This window comes from Polaromonas eurypsychrophila (assembly GCF_014641715.1).
Classification (GTDB): domain Bacteria; phylum Pseudomonadota; class Gammaproteobacteria; order Burkholderiales; family Burkholderiaceae_C; genus Polaromonas; species Polaromonas eurypsychrophila.
In genome coordinates this window covers 134,359-155,705 of sequence record NZ_BMIG01000004.1, presented here as the reverse complement: position 1 = coordinate 155,705, position 21,347 = coordinate 134,359, and the positions used below count along the sequence as shown (strand labels likewise).

Below are 21,347 nucleotides of genomic sequence, written 5' to 3'. Positions count from 1 at the left end.
CGGACAGCGAAGCGAAATCAAGGAGGAGCAGTGGCCATAAGCCACGCAGGGGACATTCGCGTAGCCATCCGCCCCGGCCTCCCAGGCCAGCACTGCACCGAACCATGCCCTGATTCTGAAACTCACAACACAAGTGACAACAACCCCATGACCCCCTTCATCAGACTCCACAAAGACGACGACGTTGTCATCGCAAGAACCCAACTCATAGGCGGCACGTCGATTGAAAGCATCACCACCCGAGGCCTGATTCCGCCCGGCCATAAAGTAGCGACGCGCACGATAAACACAGGCGATGCCGTCAGGCGTTACAACCAGATCATCGGTTTCGCCAGCCAGCCGATCGCGCCGGGTGAACACGTGCATACGCACAACCTGGACATGGGTCCCGACAAGGGCGACTTTGCACGCGACTACGCTTTCGGCGCCGACGTCAAGCCGGCACCCGCCAAACGCGAGGCGACGTTCATGGGCATCAAACGCCCCGACGGCCGCGTGGCCACGCGCAACTACATCGGTGTGCTGACCAGCGTCAACTGCTCGGCTACTGCCGCGCGCGCGATCGCCGATCATTTTTCGCGCCAGACCAACCCGGTGGCGCTGGCGGCCTTTCCGAATGTCGATGGCGTGGTTGCACTGACCCACGGCACCGGTTGCGGCATGGACGACAAGGGTATGGGCATGCAACTCCTGGAGCGCACGCTCACCGGATACGCGACCCACGCCAACTTTGCCGCGGTGCTGGTGGTGGGCCTGGGCTGTGAGGCCAACCAGATCAACGCCTGGCTGGCACACAGCGCGCTGCGCGAGGGCGACAACTTCCGCGTCTTCAACATCCAGGACACCGGCGGTACACGCAAGACCGTCCACAAAGGCATCGCCCTGATCAATGAGATGCTACCGCGCGCCAACGACGTGAAGCGCGAACCCTGCAGCGCGGCCCACATCACCATCGGCCTGCAGTGCGGCGGCTCCGATGGCTACTCCGGCATCAGCGCGAACCCGGCGCTGGGCGCGGCGGTGGACCTGCTGGTGGCGCACGGCGGCACTGCCATCCTGTCGGAGACGCCCGAGGTCTACGGCGCCGAGCATTTGCTGACGCGCCGCGCGGTCAAACGCGCGGTTGGCGAAAAGCTGGTCGAACGCATCAAGTGGTGGGAGCACTACACCGAGATCAACGGCGGCGAGATGAACAACAACCCCTCGCCCGGCAACAAGGCCGGTGGCCTGACCACGATTCTTGAAAAGTCCCTGGGTGCCGTGGCCAAGGGCGGCACCAGCAACCTGGAGGCGGTTTACGAATATGCCGAGCCCGTGGACGCACACGGCTTTGTCTACATGGACACGCCGGGCTACGACCCGGTCAGCGCGACCGGCCAGGTCGCCGGCGGCGCCAACCTGATCTGCTTCACGACCGGGCGCGGTTCGGCCTACGGTTGCGCGCCCTCACCGTCTCTCAAACTGGCGACCAACTCGGCGCTGTGGCGCAAGCAGGAAGAAGACATGGACATCAATTGCGGCGAGATCATCGACGGCGCCAGCACGGTGGCTGAGATGGGGCAGCGCATTTTCGAGCTGGTGCTAGCCACCGCCTCGGGTGGTAAAAGCAAAAGCGAAATACACGGCTACGGGCAGAACGAGTTTGTGCCCTGGCAGGTCGGCGCGGTCATGTAGTTGGATGCCACATCTCCTCCCCGCTTGTCATTGCGGGCCTGACCCGCAATCCATGCGCGCAAGCTGACGCCGGTAGTTCGTGCAGCATGGATCCCGGATAAAGTCCGGGATGACATGGATTGAAGCAGGCATCTTCTGTCAGGCAAAAACACTTCTTCGTATGCAAAAAAACCTCCCCGCCCATGTCCTTCAAGCGCAAGTAGCTACTGTTTTGATAGCGGCCGGCAGCACCAAAGATGAAGCTGCCACGGTCGCTGCCAACCTGGTGCTGGCCAACCTGAGCGGGCACGACTCGCACGGCGTCGGCATGTTGCCGCGTTATGTGGACGCGGTGCTCGAAGGCGGCCTCACACCCAACAACAGCCTGCGCGTGCTGCTGGACACCGGTTCGCTCTTGAGTCTGGACGGCCAGCGCGGCTACGGCCAGATCGTCGGCCTGCAGGCGATGGCGCTGGGCATGGAACGCGCCAGAACCCACGGCAGTTGCATCATGACCTTGGCGAACGCCCACCACCTCGGGCGCATCGGGCACTTTGCCGAGATGGCGGTGGCGCAGGGTCTGGTGTCGCTGCATTTCGTCAACGTGTTGTCGCGGCCGGTGGTCGCGCCTTTCGGCGGCGCCGACGGGCGTTACGGCACCAACCCCTGCTGCATCGGCATCCCGCTCAAGGGGCGGGAACCATTCATCCTTGATTTCGCCACCAGCCGTGTCGCCCAGGGCAAGATGCGCGTGGCCCACAACGAGGGCAAGCAGGTCGAGGCCGGCATGCTGATCGACGAGTTCGGCCGCGCCACCACCAACCCCGGTGTGGTGGTGGTGCCGCAGAGCAACGGCCTGTTTGGCGCGCTGATGGCCTTTGGCGAACATAAGGGGTACGGAATGGCCGTGGCCTGCGAGTTGCTGGGCGGCGCGCTGACCGGCAGCGGCACGGCGCACAAGCCCGCCGACCCCGCCATCCGCGCCGTGATCAACGGCATGCTGACCATCCTGATCGACCCGGCCAAGCTCGGCACCCAGGCCAGCTTCGAGCAGGAGGCGCTGGCCTTTGCAGACTGGCTCCAGGCCGCGCCAGCCGCGCCCGGCACCGACGCGGTGCTCATCGCTGGCGACCCGGAACGCGCAAAACGTATCCAGCGCCAGGACAGCGGCATCGCTGTCGATGGCGAGACTTGGCGGGAGATGGTGGCAGCCGGCCGCAAGGTCGGTGTCACGCTGCCGGACTGAGCTCATTTGCCGCACATTCGCTATGAACTTGATAGCTGGTTGCGCTTGTCCGCCATGGGCTGGAGGCCGAAATGACCATGAAGTCCGCTGATACGGCGGCGCGGCTGTGCAGCGCCTGTCTGCCCGCCCTCGCCGCTCGCGGCATCACCGTCCCGACCCATGCCCGCAGCGGTGCACCCGGCGTCGTGCATCTGGGCCTGGGCGCTTTCCACCGCGCGCACCAGGCGCTGGTTTTTGATGCGCTGCTGCAGGGCGGTGATGCGCGCTGGGGCGTGCTGGGCGTGGCCATGCGCAGCGCTGCGCTGGCTGACAGTCTGCAGGCGCAGGACGGCCTCTATGCGGTGCAGGTGGCCAGCAGCGCCGGCAGCCAGTGGCAAGTCGGCGGCGCGATCTGGCAGACTGCCGTCGCTGCGCGGGAGCCGGCGCAGGTGGTGCAGGCCATCGCCGCGCCGTCCACGCGCTGGCTCACGCTGACTGTGACTGAAAAAGGCTACGGGCCGGAACTGGGCCAATTGATCGCGCAGGGCCTGGCCGCGCGCCAGACAGCCGGCCTGCCGGGCCTGACCATCGCCTCCTGCGACAACCTGGTGGGCAATGGCCGCCAGTTGCAGGCGCTGTGTATGACCGCTGCAAAGGCCCTCAACCCGGCGCTGGCGGACTGGGTGGCCGGCCGCTGCGCTTTCCCCAACAGCATGGTGGACCGCATCGTGCCAGCCGCCACGCCGCAGCGCTTGGCCGCCGCGCGCGAGGCGCTGGTTGTGGCTGATGAGGCCGCGCTGGGGACCGAGGCCTTTTGGGAGTGGGTGATCGAACGCCGCTTCGCCGATGCCGCCGACGGTGCGGTACTGGCCGCCGCCGGCGTGACCGTGGTCGACGATGTGGTCCCGTTCGAAGACGCCAAGTTGCGCCTGCTCAACGGCAGCCACACCGCCATGGCCTGCATGGGCGCGGTGGCCGGCTGGCCGGTGATCGGCGAATGCATCACAAAGCCGGCAGTCCGCGGCTTCATCCACGGCCTGATGACGCAGGAAGTCGGTCCGCAACTGGCGCGCCCGGACTGGTCAGCCTACCGCGACGCCTTGTTGGCGCGTTTTGCCAACCCGGCGCTGCAGCACAGCGTGCACCAGATCGCCACCGATTCCTCACAAAAAATCCCGCAGCGCTGGCCGCCCTCGGTGCTGGGCGCGCTGCGCGCCGGCCTGCCGGTGGAGCGGCTGGCGTTTGCGGCTGCGGCCTGGATGCGTTACCTGCGCGGCACTGACGAGCAGGGCCAGGCTTATGCCATCGTCGATCCGCTGGGTGGCGAGCTGCAAGCCCTGGCGCTGGCCCATGCCGGTGATGCTGCGGCCAGCGTCCAGGCGCTGGGCACGCTGACGGCGATCTGGGGCGAGGTGTTGCCGAGGGATCAGCGCTGGCTGGCGCTCGTCACCCGCAACTTGGACGAAATCAACCGTCTGGGGCTGCTGGGCGCGCTGGCGAAGTTGCAGGCCGAACTGGACAGCCAGCAAGGTATTTTGCGGAATTTATGAGGGAAATCGGCCTCCAGCCCATGTCGGGCGGTCCCCAGCTGCTCCTGTTTTTATAGCGCCTCAGCGCCAGCAGGTCAGCCCAGCAGCATGCCCAGGCTGGCGTCCAGGTGTTCGGACGGCAGGCGCTTGAAGCCGGAACGTGAAAAGCGCTGCAACCGGCCCATCATGAAGGCCACGATCACGGAAGCCTGGACTTGGGCCTGCACCGTCGGCATGGCGGCGCCGTCGGAGGCCGCGCCTTCGCGAAGGTTTTGCTTGAGGCTGGCTTCCAGCTTGTCAAAAAACTGGTTCATGCGTTCCTGCAGGCGTTCGTTTTCAAACACCAGTGCGTCGCCGGCCATGACGCGGGTCATGCCGGGGTTTTTCTCGGCGAACTGCAGCAACATGACAATCAGCTTGCGGGTGCGCACGGACGGATCGGTTTCGCGTTCGGCGATCTGATTGACCAGCGTGAACACGGTCTGTTCGATGAATTCGATCAAGCCCTCGAACATCTGTGCCTTGCTGGCGAAGTGGCGGTAAAGGGCCGCTTCGCTGACATCGAGCCGCGAGGCCAGCGCCGAGGTCGTGATGCGCTCCGCGCCGGGCTGCTCCAGCATGGTCGCCAAGGCCTGCAGGATCTGCACGCGGCGCTCGCCCGGCTTGGGCCGCTTGCGCGGCGCCGCTACTGCGGGGAGGTCAGGACTCACTTCAGATTCGAACTCAGACATAGGCGGCGTTGTAAGAGATGTTTCAAAAGCTAAATGGCTGACCGGATTCTCGCACAGCTAAACGCTCTTTCTGCCAGAGACCCGCCCCCTGTCAAACCGTCAAATTCATCACCATCCGCACCCGCAAGCCGTTATGTTGCGCAGCCAGGGCCGGCTCCAGCAAGAGCTGAGCCTCGTGCAAGCGCGCAATTTCGTCGGCGATCGCCAGCCCCAGGCCGTTGCCTTCGCCGGCCGCTCCCTGCACCCGGTAAAACCGCTCCAACACGCGGGCACGTTCAGCCGCCGGGATGCCTGGGCCATCGTCTTCAACCTCGAGAAACACCTGGGCTTGCCCCCCCGCCGGACTGTGCTGCTGCCCGCAGCGCAGGGTGACGGTGCCGCCGGCCGGCGTGTATTTAACGGCGTTGTCTACCAGATTTCCCAGCAATTCACGCAGCAGCCATTCATAACCCGAGACCTGGGCGAAAGTCACCTCCAGCCCCAGATCGATGCGCTTGGCGGCCGCCGCATCCAGGTGCAGGGCCAGCACCGACTCGCACAAGTCCTTCAGGTCCACCCGCTGGCGGGGCTGGCTCGCCATGCCCGACGCATCGACGCGCGACAGGGCCAGTAACTGATTGGCCAGTTGCGAGGTGCGCCGGGTGGCGCTGCGCAGGGCGGTGATTTTTTCTGCCGACAGCGTCAGTTGCCCACCCGCCGCCGGTGCGCCCGCCGCCTGGGCCCAGGCCTCCACCTGGGCCTGCAGCCCGGCCAGCGGGGTGCGAAGCTGGTGCGCGGCGTCGGCGACGAAGCGGCGCTGGCCTTCGGCCTGATCGTTGACCAGCGCAAACAGCCGGTTCAGCGAATCCACCAGAGGCTGGACCTCGGCCGGTGTGGTGCGCGGGTCAATCGCGCTGAGATCGCGCGGCGAGCGCCGCTCGACCGCGTCCTTCAGGTCCAGCAGCGGCCTGAGCGCGCGGGTGACCGCCCAGTTGACGGCCAGGCCGGCGGCCAGCACCAGCATCAAGTTGGGCAGCAGCACCTTGAAAAGCACCGAACGCACCCACTGTTGGCGCGCGTCGGAGCCATCGGCCAGTTGCAAAATCAGTTCGCCAGCGACGGTTCGGATACGCTGCACCGCGATGCGGTAAGTCACCCCGTTTTCTTCCATGCTGTGAAACTCCGGCTCACGGCTGGTGGGCACCACCGCGCTGATCCAGGTTTCACCAACCAGAAAATTTCCATCGGAGTCGGACACGCGAAAGCCCGAAAAGCCGGCGTTGCCCTTGATGAACTCTTCAATCTGTGGCGCCAGCATCATCACCGGGCCCGCTCCCGGCTCACCCGGTGCCAGCACCGAGTCCGCCAGCAGCGGGATCAAACGCCGCAATTGCTGGTCTTGCTGCAAAGCCGCGTTGCCCGCTGCCTGGTAGTCAAAGTAAACGCTGATCAAGGCAAACAGACTCAGCGGCAGCAGCAGCAGCAGCAGCAGCCGACGCTGCAGGCCGGATCGCATGGCCGCCGGCAAGGCAAGCGGCTGACCCTCTCCCGGAACGAGCTGGGAAGCAGCGCTGTCTGCGGGCGCGGCGCCGGGAGGTTGGCTCATGCGAAGGTCTTTTGAAGACTCTTGCGCTGCTATTCGTCGGCAGCGGCAGCGCTGATCGGCGCCGTGCTGACCAGCTCCAGCCGGTAGCCAAACCCGCGAATGGAGCGCAAGGCGATGCCATGCGGCTCCAGCTTGCCGCGAAGGCGCGAAATATAGACCTCGATGGCGTTCGGCGTAATTTCCTTGTCCCAGCCGGTCAGTGCTGCCAGCAGTTTTTCCTTGCTGGCAGGCTTGGGGGCGTGAATCAGTAAATACTCCATCACCGTCCATTCGCGCGGTCCCAGTTCGATCAACTGGCCATGGGCGCGGGCCTGGCGGTTGGCGGAATCCAGCTCAAGGTCGCCGAAACTCAGGATCGCGCTGGTCGCCGCCTGGGACCGGCGCAGCAGCGCGCGCAGACGCGCCAGCAACTCGGGCAATTCAAAGGGTTTGACCATGTAATCGTCGGCGCCCAGATCCAGCCCCTGCACCCGGTCTTTCAGCGCGTCACGCGCAGTCAGAATCAGCACCGGCATCGCCAGTCCGCGGCTGCGCAAGCGGCGCGTGAGCTCCAGGCCGTCTGTGCGGGGCAGGCCGATGTCGATGATCGCGGCATCAAAACTCTCAGCCAGCAGCACCTCCTCGGCCCGCTCGGCGCTGCCGACCCAGTCCACCGCGTAACCGGCGTCACTGAGCCCCAGCTTGATGCCGCTGGCCAGCATGACGTCGTCTTCAACCAACAGCAGTCTCATAAGCCTCGACCAAAGTTAAAAACGCGTCCATAAAGCTTAGCGAGCGGCTGTCAGGCTAGGTGTACGGAGCGCTAGCCGCCGGAATGTGCTTGACGCACATGAGGATTGCGAGCACCGCGCAACAACGCATGGCAGACCCGCAGTAGCTTCATGGGCGCGTTTTCAATGGGATCGGATCATGGTGCCGTACGCCTGATCGGTCAGGATTTCCAGCAGCATGGCGTGCGGCACCCGGCCGTCGATGATGTGCACCGAGTTCACGCCGCTTTTGGCCGCATCCAGTGCGCCCTCAATCTTGGGCAACATGCCGCCAGAAATCGTGCCATCAGCAAACAGCTCGTCGATCTCACGCGCGCTCAGGTCGGTCAGCAACTCTCCGGCCTTGTTGAGCACGCCGGGCGTGTTGGTCAGCAGCACCAGCTTTTCGGCCTTGAGCACAATGGCCAGCTTGCCGGCAACAACGTCTGCATTGATGTTGTAACTCTCGTTGTGCTCACCGAAGCCGATCGGGCTGATCACAGGAATGAAAGCATCGTCCTGCAGCGCCTTGACCACGCTGGGGTCGATGCTGACAATGTCGCCGACATAACCGATGTCATGCTCTTTCGCGGGGTCGTCCTTGTCGAGCATCGTGAGCTTCTTCGCACGGATCAGCCCGCCGTCGCGCCCGGTCAGGCCCACGGCCTTGCCGCCGGCCTGGTTGATCAGGCCGACGATGTCCTGCTGCACCTGGCCCGCCAGCACCCACTCAACGACCTCCATGGTTTCCTCGTCGGTGACACGCATGCCCTGGATGAAATGGCCCTTCTTGCCGAGCCGGTTCAGCGCCGTCTCAATCTGCGGCCCGCCGCCATGCACCACCACCGGATTCATGCCGACCAACTTGAGCAGCACCACGTCCTCGGCAAAGTCCGCCTGCAGCGCCGGGTCGGTCATGGCATTGCCGCCGTACTTGATGACCAGAGTCTTGCCGTGGAACTTGCGGATGTAGGGCAGCGCCTGCGCCAAAATCTCGGCCTTGTCGCGCGGGCCCACGTGGGAGAGGTCGGGATCGGTGGGGGAGGAGGTATTGGTCATTGGCGAATTAAATAAGGTCAAAGGGCAATCATCAAATTGTGGCGCATCCCGGCAGTCAGGACCTCAGGCATCGCCGGGGGCCTGCGGCAAATAGCCATGCACACAGGTCCGCAGTACCGCCTTGATGGCGTCCACATCACCGCTTTCAGAAGCGCGGCGCAGGGTGCCCAGATGCACTTCCAGTTCGGGCCAGCTCAGGTAGTCCTCATGCGCCTTCATGATTCGTGGGTGCGCCGTGGGCGAGGGATTGTCACCAATCAGCAGCTCTTCGTACAACTTTTCGCCCGGACGCAGGCCGGTGATCGAGATTTCAATGTCGCCGCCCGGATGGGCTTCGTTCCTTACAGTCAGGCCGGACAGCTCGACCATACGGTGCGCCAGGTCCATGATCTTGACCGGTTCGCCCATGTCCAGTACGAACACATCCCCTCCCGTCGCCATGGCCCCGGCCTGCAGCACCAGCTGGGCCGCTTCCGGAATGGTCATGAAGTACCGCGTGACGCCCGGGTGGGTGACCGTGAGCGGGCCGCCGCTGGCAAGCTGGCTGCGGAACAAGGGCACAACGCTGCCGCTGGAGCCCAACACGTTGCCGAAACGAACCATGCCAAAACAAGTCTGCTTGTTCTGACCCTGCCCAGCCAGGGCCTGGAGGACCAGCTCGGCCATGCGCTTGCTGGCGCCCATGACGTTGGTGGGACGAACGGCTTTGTCCGTCGACACCAAAATGAACTGGCCGACGCCGCTGGCCATGGCGGCCCGCGCGATATTCAGCGTGCCAAAAACGTTGTTGACAATCCCCTCGGCCGGGTTGGACTCCACCAGGGGCACGTGCTTGTAGGCGGCCGCATGGTAAACCGTCGCGGGCCGGTAGGTTTCGCAGACTTCCTGCAGGCGCTGCGGGTTGGCCACACTGCCGAGCAAGGGAATCAGCTCTACGCCATAACCCCCGGCCACACAGAGGCCACGCAATTCCTGATGGATGCTGTAGAGACCAAACTCATTGTGATCCAGAAGCAGCAGATGGCGCGGTCGTTCTGCCAGAATCTGGCGGCAAAGCTCGCTGCCGATACTGCCTCCGGCACCTGTGACAAGCACCACTTTGCCGGTCAGGTTGCGCGCCAGCAAGTCGGTGTGGGGCGGCACCGGGTCCCGACCCAGTAAATCCTCGATGTCAAGTTCCTTGAAATCCTGGACGGTCACGCGGCCGGTTGCCAGGTCCGCCAGCCCGGGCAAGGTCCGAATATGGACCGGCACGGAGCGCAGCGCGGCAATGATCCTGGTTCGCCGTTCCCGGGAAGAACTGGGCAGAGCCAACAGAATATCCGTCACGCCAAGGGTGGCCACCAAATCAGGAACTTCTCGAGGGGAAAATACAGGTATGCCGTTGATGCTGCGGCCCACCTTGGCCGCGTCATCATCGACAAAGCCCAACAGCAAAAATTGCCGCGACATGCTCATTGCTGAGGCCGTTTGCACACCCGCCGTGCCTGCGCCGTAAATCAAAAGACGCCCTTTAGCCTGCCTCCGTACACCGCCTAAACCCGCCAGCCAGAATCGGGCCACCGCCCGGCTGGCTCCTACCATAAGCAAAAATACCAACGGCTGCAACATCCCCAGGCTACGCGGCACACCCGGCCACTCCCGCCACAACAGGACAGCCATGAACGCAATCCCGAAAACAACGACGGCTTGCCCCGTGGCCTTCAAAGCGGCCTGCCCTGTGTACCTGAAAATGGCCCGGTAAAGACCAAACTTGACGAATATGGGAATGGCCAGCAACGGTGCGAGTCCATACACCCACCATTGCGCATCGATGGGCACATGCAGTTCGTCCAGTCTGAGCGTGAAGGCTACCCAGGTGGAAAGCAACGCCAGCACAATATCTACCGCGATAACCACCGCCAGTTTGACCGCCCGAGGCCACCCCAAAATTCTGCTCCGCATTTAACTTCCCTAACTTATTTTATTGAAACTTACCAAATCATCATCGCCGACTTGTTGCCGCTCGCCAGCTAGATGAAAAGTAGAACAGTTTTAACTGTCAATGCCACAAAGCCATCGTCAAGCGTCAAAATAACCGCTCAGCTATATTGTCATTTAATCCGGTTCCCAAACCGGGACCGGTCCTTCACTTCAGCCCTGGGGTCCGGGACCCCAAATGCTGATGGATTAGCAAAGGTGAAAACCAGCTGGATGGCTGACTAAACGCCACAGGTGCGCTACCGGAGCCGTTCCTAACACCGCGCACGTGCACTGACCTGACATGGACAGAAGGACCGAGACCGACAACCATTGGAGGCGAAGGCACCTCCCAGCGCAGCGACGCGGAACAGGTTGAAAAGTGGCCCACTTAACCTGACAGACGCCTTCCGGCGACCTGTGGAAGCTCCCGATGGGGAAGATTGCCGCGAACGCAGTCCACGGGCACCGGAAGCCAGAAAGCACCATCGACCGTCAAGTCGGTGTTGGCGATTCCTGTCGGGCGCGCATGGCGCCACCATGGACACCGTAGGCGAGCAGAATACCCAGCGTCAGGCAAAAGAAATCACCGATATAGGCATCGTATAGGGATGAATTGAACAAACAAGACACCGCCAGGGCCGCCACCACTGACAGACCCGCCCTGGCAATCGGAGATGACATTTTCAGCAAGTCAACCGCGCCGGCACCCAGAAAAACCAGCAGTAGAGCGATTCCTCCCACGCCCAGCTGTACCCCCCACAACAAATATTCCTGGTGAGGATTACCGGCGTTTCCCTCTTTCCTGCTTCCCAAATCTTTGAAAGCAGAACTTTTGGCGCCTTGAATTCTGTTGTATTCGGTGATCCAGCTACCAGCACCAGTGCCCCGGAAAGGATGCGCCGCAATGGCCCCCAGAGATCCCGCCCAAAAGTCCAGCCGGTTGTCTGCCGAAGTTGCAGCGCCGACACCCGCTGTGTAGGCAGATATCTCGGCGGTGGTGGCTGCAAATCTCTGCGCCACTTTGTCAAAACTGAAGAAAACCAGCAGACAGATCAATGGTGTTGCGAAAAGCGCCGCAAAACGATATCGCCGAGGCAATGCCCAAAAAATGGCCAGCGACATCATGACAATGCCCGCCAGATGACCGGTTCGTCCGGTGAACACGATAAACACGTTGCCCAATGCCAACACTGACATCCCAATACAGGCATAAAACAAAGACCGGACAGGTGCCAGCCCCTTCAAGTGCCAGAACACAGCGGCGGCCACAGCGCTCATGATGCCCTGATCCAGATAACTGGAAAAAACGGCATAAGAGGTCAGCGCATCCCGGGAAGTCGCCCACGGCACGGGCAAATGAAAATAGAGCAGCAAGGAACTGATCAGCAAAAATGCCTGCGCCCCAAGAAAGGCGGTCAGGGCCCAAGTGGCCTCTCGAGGCGTACGGATCAGCACCAGCAGCGCCGGAATCACAAGTAACTTTCCATACTTGCCCATCGCTACCAAGGCCTCGGACGTGGGCGCCGACGTCCATAACAAGCTGGCGGCAAATGCTGAAATAATGAGCAGGACCAGTTTTGGTGTCCACAGTTCATGCAATGCTGCGTCACGGCCGGACGCCCGATTGCCCCGCAGCAGCAGCAGCAGCGCCGCGATCAACAACACCACCTTGGCAAGGCTCATGATGGCAACCGACAAGCCGGTGGCTACGGCAGCCATGCCTGCGGCGGCGATACGGGTATTGATGCGGCGTGTCGTCATTTGCAACGCATGAAAGTCATACAGCTTGCCGGGCTTGCCCCTGCAACCAGATCAGGTGGGGACGGGCGACCCGCACGCGGCGCGACCATGCCTGGGCCGCAGGACAATTGCTGATTCACCAGAGCCGGCACACGTTTTAGCCCACTCTCGAGTCGCATGCAGCCCACAAGCGCCAGGACGCGAGGTCGGATGGCTTCTTCAGCACGCCTTGTCCATGAGTTGCCCGGCTTGAGACACCACCATCGCGGCAGTGGGGTAATAAGCCTCTTCCAGCACCCGTGAAGTCGGCGCAGGCGCGAAGGGCAAGGTAATACGCACAGGCGATTTTTTCCAGACGGCAGGAGTGACACGTTCTACCACGCTAGCGATAACCTCACCAGCCATCCCGCACGGGCTCCAGCCTCCGTCGAGCACCATCAAGCGACCGGTTTTTGTCACAGAAGCAATGATGTTATCCGGCAAAAACGGATTGAGTACTCGCAGATCAATGACCTCCGCAGACACGCCCTGCTGCTGGAGCAGTGCTGCGGCATCCAGTGCGAGTCTGGTTGAGTAGCCAGAGCCCACGATCGTGATGTCATGGCCTTCCCTCAAACACTGCGGCCGCTCCGAGGCCAGTGAACGCTCGACCACCGGTGGCAAGTCATCTTCAAGATCGTAGAGCCAACGATCATCAATAAAAATCACAGGATCGGGACACAATACCGAAGCAATCAATAAATCGCGCGCGTCAGCCACCGTGGCTGGCATGACAACACGCAGACCCGGAACATGCGCAAACCAGGCGTGCAAGGCTTGCGAGTGCTGGGCACCCTGCTCTCCTCCCCGATTGATGATGGTTCGGATGGTCAGGCCGGGGCCTGCCTGGCCACCAACCATATGAGACCACTTCGCTGCCTGGTTGACCACGGCATCCATCGCGTACAGCATGAAATCCATGCGCGGATGGACCACGATGGGTTTCATGCCCGCCAGTGCTGCTCCTACGGCGGCGCCTGTACACGCCGATTCGGACACGGGTGTATCTATCACCCTGTGTGCACCGAATTTTTTGTCGAGGTCAGTCATTGAATTGCCGACATACCACGGACTCCACAGTCCTTGACCAATCACAAACACTTCAGGGTAGTTCTCCAGAAGATACTCGAATGCCGACAGCATGGCCGTGCCGTAGTTGTATCGCGTGCCGCTCATTGTGTAACTCCCGTGCCAGCAAACACCCGTGAAATCAATGCGGAAAGGGGAGGAAAGGCATCAGACTGCGCCCGTTTCCAGGCATCGGTGACTTCCTCAGCGATTTGGGTTTCCGTGTTCGCCAGTTGATCTGCATCGATCAGATTGAGAGCCCGCAGACCGGCCACCAGACGAGCGATCGGGTCACGCTTGCGCCAGGCGCTGACTTCCTGCGCACTGCGGTTAACTCCCACGTCAATATCTTCACGCCAGTCAACATGGCCGTACCACCGGTATGTAACGGCTTCCAGAAATCCCGGGCCATCCCCCGCGCGTGCCTGCCCGATCAGCTTCGCAGCGGCCGCCCGGACTTGAATCACGTCATTGCCATCCACGATTTCGTAAGGAATGTCGTTGGCGGCGGCAAAGCGTGCGGTTGCTTCTTTGGGTTGTCGCAACGAGATATGCATATGACTTGCAAACAGGTTGTTTTCGACTATGAAAATGGCTGGCGCTTTGAGCATTCTGGCCAGATTGAGCGACTCGTGAACAACGCCCTCTTCCACCGCCCCATCGCCGAGATACGCCACGCCCACATCACCGCCGCCCTGCATTTTTGCGGCTAATGCCGCTCCCACGGCCAGCGGGACGGTTCCGGAGACAATAGGCACAGACCCATAAAACCCGTTAGGCTGATCCCAAAGATGCATGGAGCCTCCCATACCCCGGGAAAGTCCTGTGTCCTTGCCCAGAATTTCGGCAAACAGGCGATGCAGGCTGGATCCCATGGACAGCACATGCGAATGCGACCGGTGTGCGCCGAAGACACGATCCGACTTGCGTAACTCCGCAGCAACACCCACCGCCACGGCCTCCTGCCCCACGCCGAGATGAACCGGGCCACCAATGAACCCGTCACGGCGACCTTCAGCCAGACAGCGCTCTGCCAGCCGTATACGGAGCATCATTTGCAGTTGAGCCAGCAAGGTAGCTGGATCCTGCCCAGCAACATCGAGCGGTTGCTGATGTTGGGCAGGGTCGGCCAAGTGGCCCAGGGACCAGTCGTTCATAGTGTGTTTTCCGTAAATTGCGATGACAGTTGGCTGCAGCCAAAGGGCTGCAGCCTTTTGCCCAACCCAAAAAGGGGCCAAACCGTCCGCAGGGCCGTCACACCCTTCAGACGCAAGGCAAACATGATATTCATCAAAGGCTTTGAAACGCCTTCCGGACGCTCAGACACCATAGCCCCATCATCACATAACCCGCTCATGCCCTAGCGCCCGAACAGCCGGGACATTGCAGAATAGTTTTCCTCGATTTGCGCACGATTCTTGACACCAAGAATTGCTGAAACCACATCACCCCGTCGAAGTACCGAGGCGATGGCGTACTGGGCGCATGTGAGATTCTCGGCTTCCGCCCGGGCGGAAATCTCAGTTACCTGAAGCAATGCCCGCAGGTAGGCTTCGCCATGAAACAGAGGTAGGCGGGCGCGCCTGTCATCCTGTGTGAATCGCGAATTGGTGTCGTATTTACCCGTTAAAAGCCCATTGGCCAACACGTTGTAAGCCACCACGCCGATAGCTTTCTCCTTCACCAACTCCGCCATCTCAAGATCCATCTCCTCACCAAGCAAGTTCACGGGCAACTGCACCAACGAGACCTCTGAAACTTCACACGCGGCCCGGACCTGTGCCGCGCTGAAATTCGAGCAACCGATATGCCCGACCTTCCCCTCTTCCTTCAGCCTGGAAAGGAATTCGAAGGTATGTTTGATCTCCGTGCCAGGGTCAGGCCAGTGAATAAAGTAAACGGGCAACCGGTCTAGCCTTAACCTCCGTAAACTCGCTTCCACCGCCGTCCTCAAATAGGCTGGGGAGCTGTCCCTGGAAACGGCAGCACGCCCGCCTGAGGTGGCCTCGCGCCACGACATGCCGCCCTTCGTGGCAATCACCACGTCATGTCTCCTGGCACCCAGAATTTCCGAGAGCCGCGTTTCGGACAAGCCCAACCCGTACACGTCAGCTGTATCGAAGAAGTTAACGCCGAGCTCCAGCGCCCGGGAAATCGCATCGGCGATATCCGGCACACTGATGGGTCCCCAGTCTGCGCCGCCGAGTGGCTCGCACCCAAAGCAGATTCTGGAAATTTCGGGCACGCTAGCCATTGGCCTTGGACTTCCCTGGCGAGACATTAAGGCCAGTGACATTCTCAAAACCGATCAGTTTGAACGCCGTCTCCACCAGAATCCTCATATCCAGCAAATACGACTGCTCCCTGATATATCGCAGGCGCAGCTTGTTCTTGACAGGCTCCACCTCGGCAAGATAACGGGCGTCCACATCGCCGCTTCCCAGCACCGAGTCCATGTCTGCAAAGTAAAGCGACGCCAGATCCGTGATTCCCGGCTTGACGGACAGAATCGATCTCTCTTCCCCCGTGTATTTGTTGGTGTAAAACAGCACCTGCGGCCGTGGCCCGACGAGGGACATATCCCCGACCAGCACATTGAAAAACTGCGGCAATTCGTCCAGCTTGTACTTACGGATAAACCTTCCTGTACCCGTCAGCCTGGGGTCGTCGATAGCCGTTGAAAAGCCACCCTTGCGCTCTGCGTCCACGACCATCGAACGAAATTTGAGTATGCGAAACACCCGACCATTCTTGCCCGCCCGCTCCCCACGGTAGAAGACCGGGCCAGGCGATCCTGCCTTGATCAATAGCGCGATCAACAGCATGGCGGGTGCAAGGACCAAGACCGCCGCGGACGACAACCCCAGATCCGTCAATCGCTTGGCAACGCGATAAATCACTTCTTGGGCTGTCCCAGTTCGACGGTCATGATCCAGCCATACTTGCCGACAGCCTGCGTCGATAACAGAACGCTGTCAATTGCGTTGAAAACTGGCAGCAGGAAACGGAAAAGAAATGTCTTGCGGAGCGGGACCAGCGCAAGCGCGGTCAGATGGAAAAATTTCACGTCGACCTGGCCGAAATACTTGCGCATGATGTCAAGGCTCTCAACCCCCAGAATGTGCTCGACTTCCCATTCGGTGCGCAGATGCGGTGTTCGTTTGCGATACCAATGAATCAACGGGTTGTGGCGCAGCGCCTCAACACACATCATTTTCCCGCCCGGCTTCAACACCCTAGCCAGCTCAGAAAGGGCCTTGTCTAGTTCCACATGGTGCAGGGCGCCATACTCAACAGCCAGATCGAAGGTGTTGTCTTCAAACGTCATGTTCTCACCGTCCATCGCCACGAACCTGCAATGATCCGAGACATTGAACTTCTCGGCATTCTTGGTGGCATTTGCCACCCCTTCCGGCGAAATGTCAATGCCGGTGCAATCAGCCCCCATCGTGGCGGCATAAATGCCGTTCTCTCCATTGCCGCAGGCGAAGTCCAGAATTTTCTTGCCAGGAGCGCAGTGCTGTTCAAGCCACTTGTGCTTGTGCTCCTCGCTCTTGACCACCACGGCGTAGTACTTCATGTTGGAGAAGTGGTAATCAAACTTCTCTTTGTCCTTGACCAGCTCCTCCAGGTTCTCGACCTGCGCCGCAGCATGCGTATCGGCAATGCGCTCAAAGCCCTGAAGAACCTCGCGGCGTTTGCGGGAGTGCTCTATTTCCTTGAGCTTGCGCTCTTCCAATTGCCCTTGTTCCATTGCTTTCTCCTGATCTCGTTAAAACACCTCGCGCCCTGACTCAGGAACGCGCTTTATACTCTTCTATAGCGGAGGCGAGCATGTTTTCCATACGTGCCCCCAGAGCTTCCATGCTCAGCGTGGTTTGTGCATACATCCGTCCGCGCTCACCCATTTCAATCCTCCTGGCAGGCCCCATAGCCGCCAGCTCCTTAAATCCTGCCACCATAGCGGCTGGATCCTCCGCTGCGACACTCACACCCGCACCCGAATCACGCACAGGATCGTTAGGCGGATTGCCAGAGAACAAAACGGGACGCGCCGAGGCGAAATACGCGCACAGCTTGTTCAAATTCAAGCCAAACCGATAGGACCTGGAATCCGTGATGGCTGCCACCAGAATATCCGCGCCTCTTTGGGTTTCCGGAATACGGGACTTCGGTATCGGTTCGCGAAGTTCAAGATTACGCAATTTGTAGGATCGCACTTGCTCCTCAGCCTCGGCCTTGCGAACACCTCCGCCGATCACAATAAAGCGAAAAGTCTTGTCTCCGGCGTCCTGCAACAGTTTTGCAGCACGGATGATGGTGGGCACATCGTGGTCCAGACCGAACCCACCGACGTACATCACAACAAGCTGGCGCCCTTCGCCACCATCGTACGCTGCGTCCCGGGTGTAGGGGGTCAGATCTACTCCGTTTGGAATGCAAACGATCTTCGCTGGATCGTTGCCGCTAGCGGCAACATGTTCCGAGAGGTGAGGCAATGTCGATGAAATGCGCTCCGCCTTTCGATAAAGCATTTTTTCAAGATAACGGAAAACGTGATAAACCGGACTGCGCTTTGACAGCCCACCAATATCCACCAGCGCGTCCGGCCAGACGTCACGCACTTCAAAAATGAACGGCACACGATAGCGCTGGGCAAGCCTCGCGGCGGCCCAACCGGTCAATGTGGGAACCGAGGGGCCGAGTATCACATCCGGCTTGTCCCCGAGTACTTTCGATGCCTGCAAGATGCGCCGAACATTGTCCAGCATGTTGAGCCCGCGTCCAGCTCCGTTTCCGTTGTAGGGACGCGTTTTCAGCCAGACCACACGGATACCATCCACCATCTCGACACGCCAGCGCTCATCAGCGCCAAGCCGCTCCGTGTGCGTGAAGTGACAGAACCCATTGGTAAACATCGTGACCTCGTGGCCACGACGCACCAGCTCTCTCGAGTAATCATGGGTCCGGGTAGACTGGCCTCCTGGCTGGTCATAGGCGGACAGATACCACACCCTCATTCGATTGCGCATCTTGTCGCTTATGCCGAATAAAGCTTGGGTATGGAGTTAATCACGGTGATAACCTCCTTGAAGTCAAGGCCGAGCGCGTCCAGATACCATTTTATATTCGGATATCTCGGAGCATTCTCCTGCTCCACAAGCGCCAGCGCCTCCTCCCTGCTCAAATCTCCTTCCCGAATCTGATTGCTCCGGAATGTGTCATGCTCCGTAAAACCGGCAACCGTGTAATAAATATAATTGTAAAAGGCGGCTGTGCCATCCCCGATTCGCCAAGTGGTTGTCGTATCAGGCGCTCTTTCCCAACCGTACTGGTCCAGAGTTTCGTCAATCTGTCGCTCATCCCAACGCCAGTAATCGAAGATGTGAAAATAATCGCTTTTTTCGGAAAAGCTGCGGTAGTACTCGCCCGACAGGGTATCCCACAGTGATCTGTTGAAGTAACCTGGACTGTCGAGCATTGCACTGAAACGCAACCATTGATATCGAAGCTGCTTCATGGCCCCGTGGGCATAGACCCGATCTTCTTCAAAATCCGGAGGAACGCCAAGAAAGCCTGCTTTGAAGTGGGTGACCTCCAGCGGGTTGACCCCCCATAAATTCAAGCCAATACCTGTCTGTTTCTTGATGGTCTCGATATGCCTGAAAAAGTGCTTGTCGCCAGCGGTCAATATGCTGATCATTCCCAGATGCGGGGATTTGAGCCAAGCCCGCAGATTGATGGCAATGTTTTCCCGCTTTTTGGTGATGTCGTCGGCAACGATAATATTTTCCACGCCCAACTTGGCGCTCATGCGACTGATGTTGCGTCGACCCAGATCCGTCACCATTCCCCAGTCGTAGGTATAAGTTACCGGCTTCATTTTGAGTTCATTGACTATGAGATGAAGACCATAGCAACTATCCCTCCCGCCGGAAAACGGAACAATACAATCATCGCCCTCAGACCTGCGATATGGCTTCACCAAATCAAACAGTTCTTCTCTCGGCTTCGGAACGTTCCTGGGCTTGTAGTTATGGCAATAATTGCATATACCGCCCGCATCAAATCTGATGAAAGGCATGGTGTGAGGAAGAAGACATTTGGTGCAACGCCGCAGATTGACTGGACTGAATGCGAGAAGCTTCTCTTCATCGCCTGAGAACGACAATGCAGGCACCAAGTTGATGTCCCGACTTCCCTTTTCGATGATTTGAGCGGGCTGGTCGCTCACAGGGATATCGATGATGACCACATCTCTTACTTGCCGCACCCCCTCGCAACCAAGCATTGTCAGCGGAAAGCTCTCCGAGGCGAATATGGTACTTCCATCTTTCGTCCCCAGATACAGACTTCCGTTGTTGGAAAAGAGGCAAAGCTTTCCCAATTTAGGCAGGGCGATTGCGCATGCCACAACGCCTTCGCAAAGATTCAGGATTTTTACAGGGAGCGTTTCAAGCAATCCGCCGGATTCAATATGCTCCGCAGCAAGTGCAGCGATCACTTCCGTATCGATTTCCAGTTCTCTCTTTTTTTCGAGAGAAGCCCAGATTGACTCATGATTGACCACAATCCCGTTATGCAGCACAAATACGTCATCCCGCACGACGGGCTGATTGTCTGATAGCCCATTGGTGATCAGCCTGCTATGGCCCAAGGCCAGGTTAATGCCTCGCAAGTCCACCTGCCTGGCCAACTTTGAAACCGCAAAATCAGCGCGGGTGATCTTGTATTGCGAGTCTCTGTGGGTGATCAGCCCTGATGAGTCTTTGCCTCTTTGCTCCGCATGTCTAACCAAAACATTCAGGACATCCTGACTGATCGTGGACTGGGAAATAATTCCAAAAATGCCACACATATATATCTTCAAAAGTATTTATAAGATTCCGCTTGTGCGGGATGAGGTCGAGGATAAACCGGGTGATTCAGACAAGTGACTTACGATCATCTCAGCTGCTCGCCCGTCCCCATACGGAAATATGGATTGACCTCTGCTGCCAAGCGCGTCCTGAATGACGGAGTGGATATCATCGCCGCCCGCGGGAGAAGCCAAACGGTTCCAGCCGGCCGCCACCAGCTCCACCCATTCGGTTTCATCACGCAAGGTAACGCATGGCACGCCAAAAAAGAAGGCCTCTTTTTGCACGCCTCCAGAGTCCGTGGCAATCAAAGCAGCATATTTTTCAAGCTGCACCATGTCCAGGTAACCAACTGGTTCTGTGAGCGTCACGCGCTTGGAAAGTTGCTCAAGCCGACCGCTTTGGCGCAGCACAGCGCGCGTGCGCGGATGCATTGGCCAGATCACACGTATGTTTTTTGCGATTGAATCCAGCGCATCAACGATGGCGGCGAGCCTTTCTGGACTGTCGGTGTTTTCCGCACGATGCACGGTAGCCAGCACATAATTTTCTGGCAATAGGTTTAATTGCCCCAACATCCCCGCTTCTGGGGAGACTCGTGCACCATGGTAAAGGGCAACGTCATACATGACATCTCCCACAAGATAAATCTTTTTCGAATCCGTGCCCTCTTGCATGAGATGCTGCATCGCAGCCGCTGTAGGTGCAAATAGCCACGACGATACCCGGTCCGTTAGGATGCGATTAATTTCCTCGGGCATCCGCATGTTAAAGGAGCGCAGGCCGGCTTCGACATGAGCCACAGGTATGTGCAGCTTGACAGCCGCCAAAGCCCCCGCCAAAGTGGAATTGGTATCGCCGTAAACCAGCACCGCATCGGGTTTCTCATCCATCAAAACACGTTCGATTTCACTGAGCATGCGACCGGTCATGGCTCCATGCGAACCTCCATGGATGTTCAGGAGGTAAGCAGGCTTGGACATGCCCAGTTCCGCAAAAAAAACATCCGACATGTTGGCATCGAAATGTTGGCCGGTATGAATGACCACCTCATCCAGAGAGTCAGCTTTTGCGATTGCAGCGGATACGGCACTTGCCTTGATAAACTGAGGGCGCGCGCCGAGCACTGTAACTATTTTCTTCATAT

At 59.6% G+C, this 21,347-nt stretch carries 17 protein-coding genes; 3 read left to right on the top strand and 14 right to left on the bottom strand.

What is annotated here, in order from left to right; genetic code table 11:
• The first annotated feature begins 147 nt into the window (after positions 1 to 147).
• From IEX16_RS07355 to IEX16_RS07345, 3 genes are all read left to right on the top strand, one after another.
• Positions 148 to 1,674, top strand: a complete 1,527-nt coding sequence (locus IEX16_RS07355; RefSeq protein ID WP_188707704.1) for a UxaA family hydrolase — start codon at positions 148 to 150, stop codon at positions 1,672 to 1,674.
• A 160-nt stretch (positions 1,675 to 1,834) separates the two neighbouring features.
• Positions 1,835 to 2,899, top strand: coding sequence for a malate/lactate/ureidoglycolate dehydrogenase (locus tag IEX16_RS07350; RefSeq protein WP_188707703.1), 1,065 nt, complete (start codon positions 1,835 to 1,837; stop codon positions 2,897 to 2,899).
• A gap of 71 nt (positions 2,900 to 2,970) precedes the next feature.
• Positions 2,971 to 4,428, top strand: a complete 1,458-nt coding sequence (locus IEX16_RS07345; RefSeq protein WP_229676237.1) for a mannitol dehydrogenase family protein — start codon at positions 2,971 to 2,973, stop codon at positions 4,426 to 4,428.
• Between the two features lie 74 nt (positions 4,429 to 4,502).
• Here IEX16_RS07345 and slmA read toward each other — a convergent pair whose 3' ends face one another.
• The 14 genes from slmA to wecB all read right to left on the bottom strand — a co-directional run bounded on the left by slmA (position 4,503) and on the right by wecB (position 21,345).
• Entirely contained in the window at positions 4,503 to 5,138 is a 636-nt protein-coding gene (gene slmA, locus IEX16_RS07340; protein ID WP_188707702.1) for a nucleoid occlusion factor SlmA, read from the bottom strand.
• A gap of 91 nt (positions 5,139 to 5,229) precedes the next feature.
• Positions 5,230 to 6,633: a sensor histidine kinase gene (locus IEX16_RS07335; protein ID WP_188707866.1), complete on the bottom strand. Its 1,404-nt coding sequence runs from the start codon at positions 6,631 to 6,633 to the stop codon at positions 5,230 to 5,232.
• Positions 6,634 to 6,752: 119 nt separating this feature from the next.
• Positions 6,753 to 7,454: a response regulator gene (locus IEX16_RS07330; protein WP_188707701.1), complete on the bottom strand. Its 702-nt coding sequence runs from the start codon at positions 7,452 to 7,454 to the stop codon at positions 6,753 to 6,755.
• Positions 7,455 to 7,616: 162 nt separating this feature from the next.
• On the bottom strand, positions 7,617 to 8,531 hold the full coding sequence (gene argB / locus IEX16_RS07325; protein WP_188707700.1) for an acetylglutamate kinase: 915 nt from the start codon (positions 8,529 to 8,531) through the stop codon (positions 7,617 to 7,619).
• Positions 8,532 to 8,594: 63 nt separating this feature from the next.
• Complete coding sequence (locus tag IEX16_RS07320) at positions 8,595 to 10,475, bottom strand: polysaccharide biosynthesis protein (RefSeq protein WP_188707699.1); 1,881 nt, start codon at positions 10,473 to 10,475, stop codon at positions 8,595 to 8,597.
• A 510-nt stretch (positions 10,476 to 10,985) separates the two neighbouring features.
• Positions 10,986 to 12,254 (bottom strand): O-antigen ligase family protein, encoded by a 1,269-nt coding sequence (locus tag IEX16_RS07315; protein WP_188707698.1) that lies wholly within the window; start codon positions 12,252 to 12,254, stop codon positions 10,986 to 10,988.
• Positions 12,255 to 12,452: 198 nt separating this feature from the next.
• On the bottom strand, positions 12,453 to 13,448 hold the full coding sequence (locus tag IEX16_RS07310; protein ID WP_188707697.1) for an alpha-ketoacid dehydrogenase subunit beta: 996 nt from the start codon (positions 13,446 to 13,448) through the stop codon (positions 12,453 to 12,455).
• Positions 13,445 to 14,497, bottom strand: a complete 1,053-nt coding sequence (locus tag IEX16_RS07305; protein WP_188707696.1) for a thiamine pyrophosphate-dependent dehydrogenase E1 component subunit alpha — start codon at positions 14,495 to 14,497, stop codon at positions 13,445 to 13,447. The genes IEX16_RS07310 and IEX16_RS07305 overlap by 4 nt, the downstream gene beginning before the upstream one ends.
• 203 nt (positions 14,498 to 14,700) lie before the next feature.
• Positions 14,701 to 15,585 carry an aldo/keto reductase gene (locus IEX16_RS07300; protein ID WP_188707695.1) on the bottom strand — a complete coding sequence of 295 codons (885 nt, stop codon included), beginning with the start codon at positions 15,583 to 15,585 and terminating at the stop codon, positions 14,701 to 14,703.
• Position 15,586: 1 nt separating this feature from the next.
• On the bottom strand, positions 15,587 to 16,240 hold the full coding sequence (locus tag IEX16_RS07295; protein ID WP_229676236.1) for a sugar transferase: 654 nt from the start codon (positions 16,238 to 16,240) through the stop codon (positions 15,587 to 15,589).
• Entirely contained in the window at positions 16,237 to 17,094 is an 858-nt protein-coding gene (locus tag IEX16_RS07290; RefSeq protein ID WP_188707694.1) for a class I SAM-dependent methyltransferase, read from the bottom strand. The genes IEX16_RS07295 and IEX16_RS07290 overlap by 4 nt, the downstream gene beginning before the upstream one ends.
• Before the next feature lie 40 nt (positions 17,095 to 17,134).
• Positions 17,135 to 18,361, bottom strand: a complete 1,227-nt coding sequence (locus tag IEX16_RS07285; RefSeq protein ID WP_229676250.1) for a glycosyltransferase family 4 protein — start codon at positions 18,359 to 18,361, stop codon at positions 17,135 to 17,137.
• Between the two features lie 20 nt (positions 18,362 to 18,381).
• Positions 18,382 to 20,199 carry a glucosamine 6-phosphate synthetase gene (locus IEX16_RS07280; RefSeq protein WP_188707692.1) on the bottom strand — a complete coding sequence of 606 codons (1,818 nt, stop codon included), beginning with the start codon at positions 20,197 to 20,199 and terminating at the stop codon, positions 18,382 to 18,384.
• A gap of 18 nt (positions 20,200 to 20,217) precedes the next feature.
• Complete coding sequence (gene wecB, locus IEX16_RS07275; RefSeq protein ID WP_188707691.1) at positions 20,218 to 21,345, bottom strand: non-hydrolyzing UDP-N-acetylglucosamine 2-epimerase; 1,128 nt, start codon at positions 21,343 to 21,345, stop codon at positions 20,218 to 20,220.
• Positions 21,346 to 21,347 lie beyond the last annotated feature (2 nt).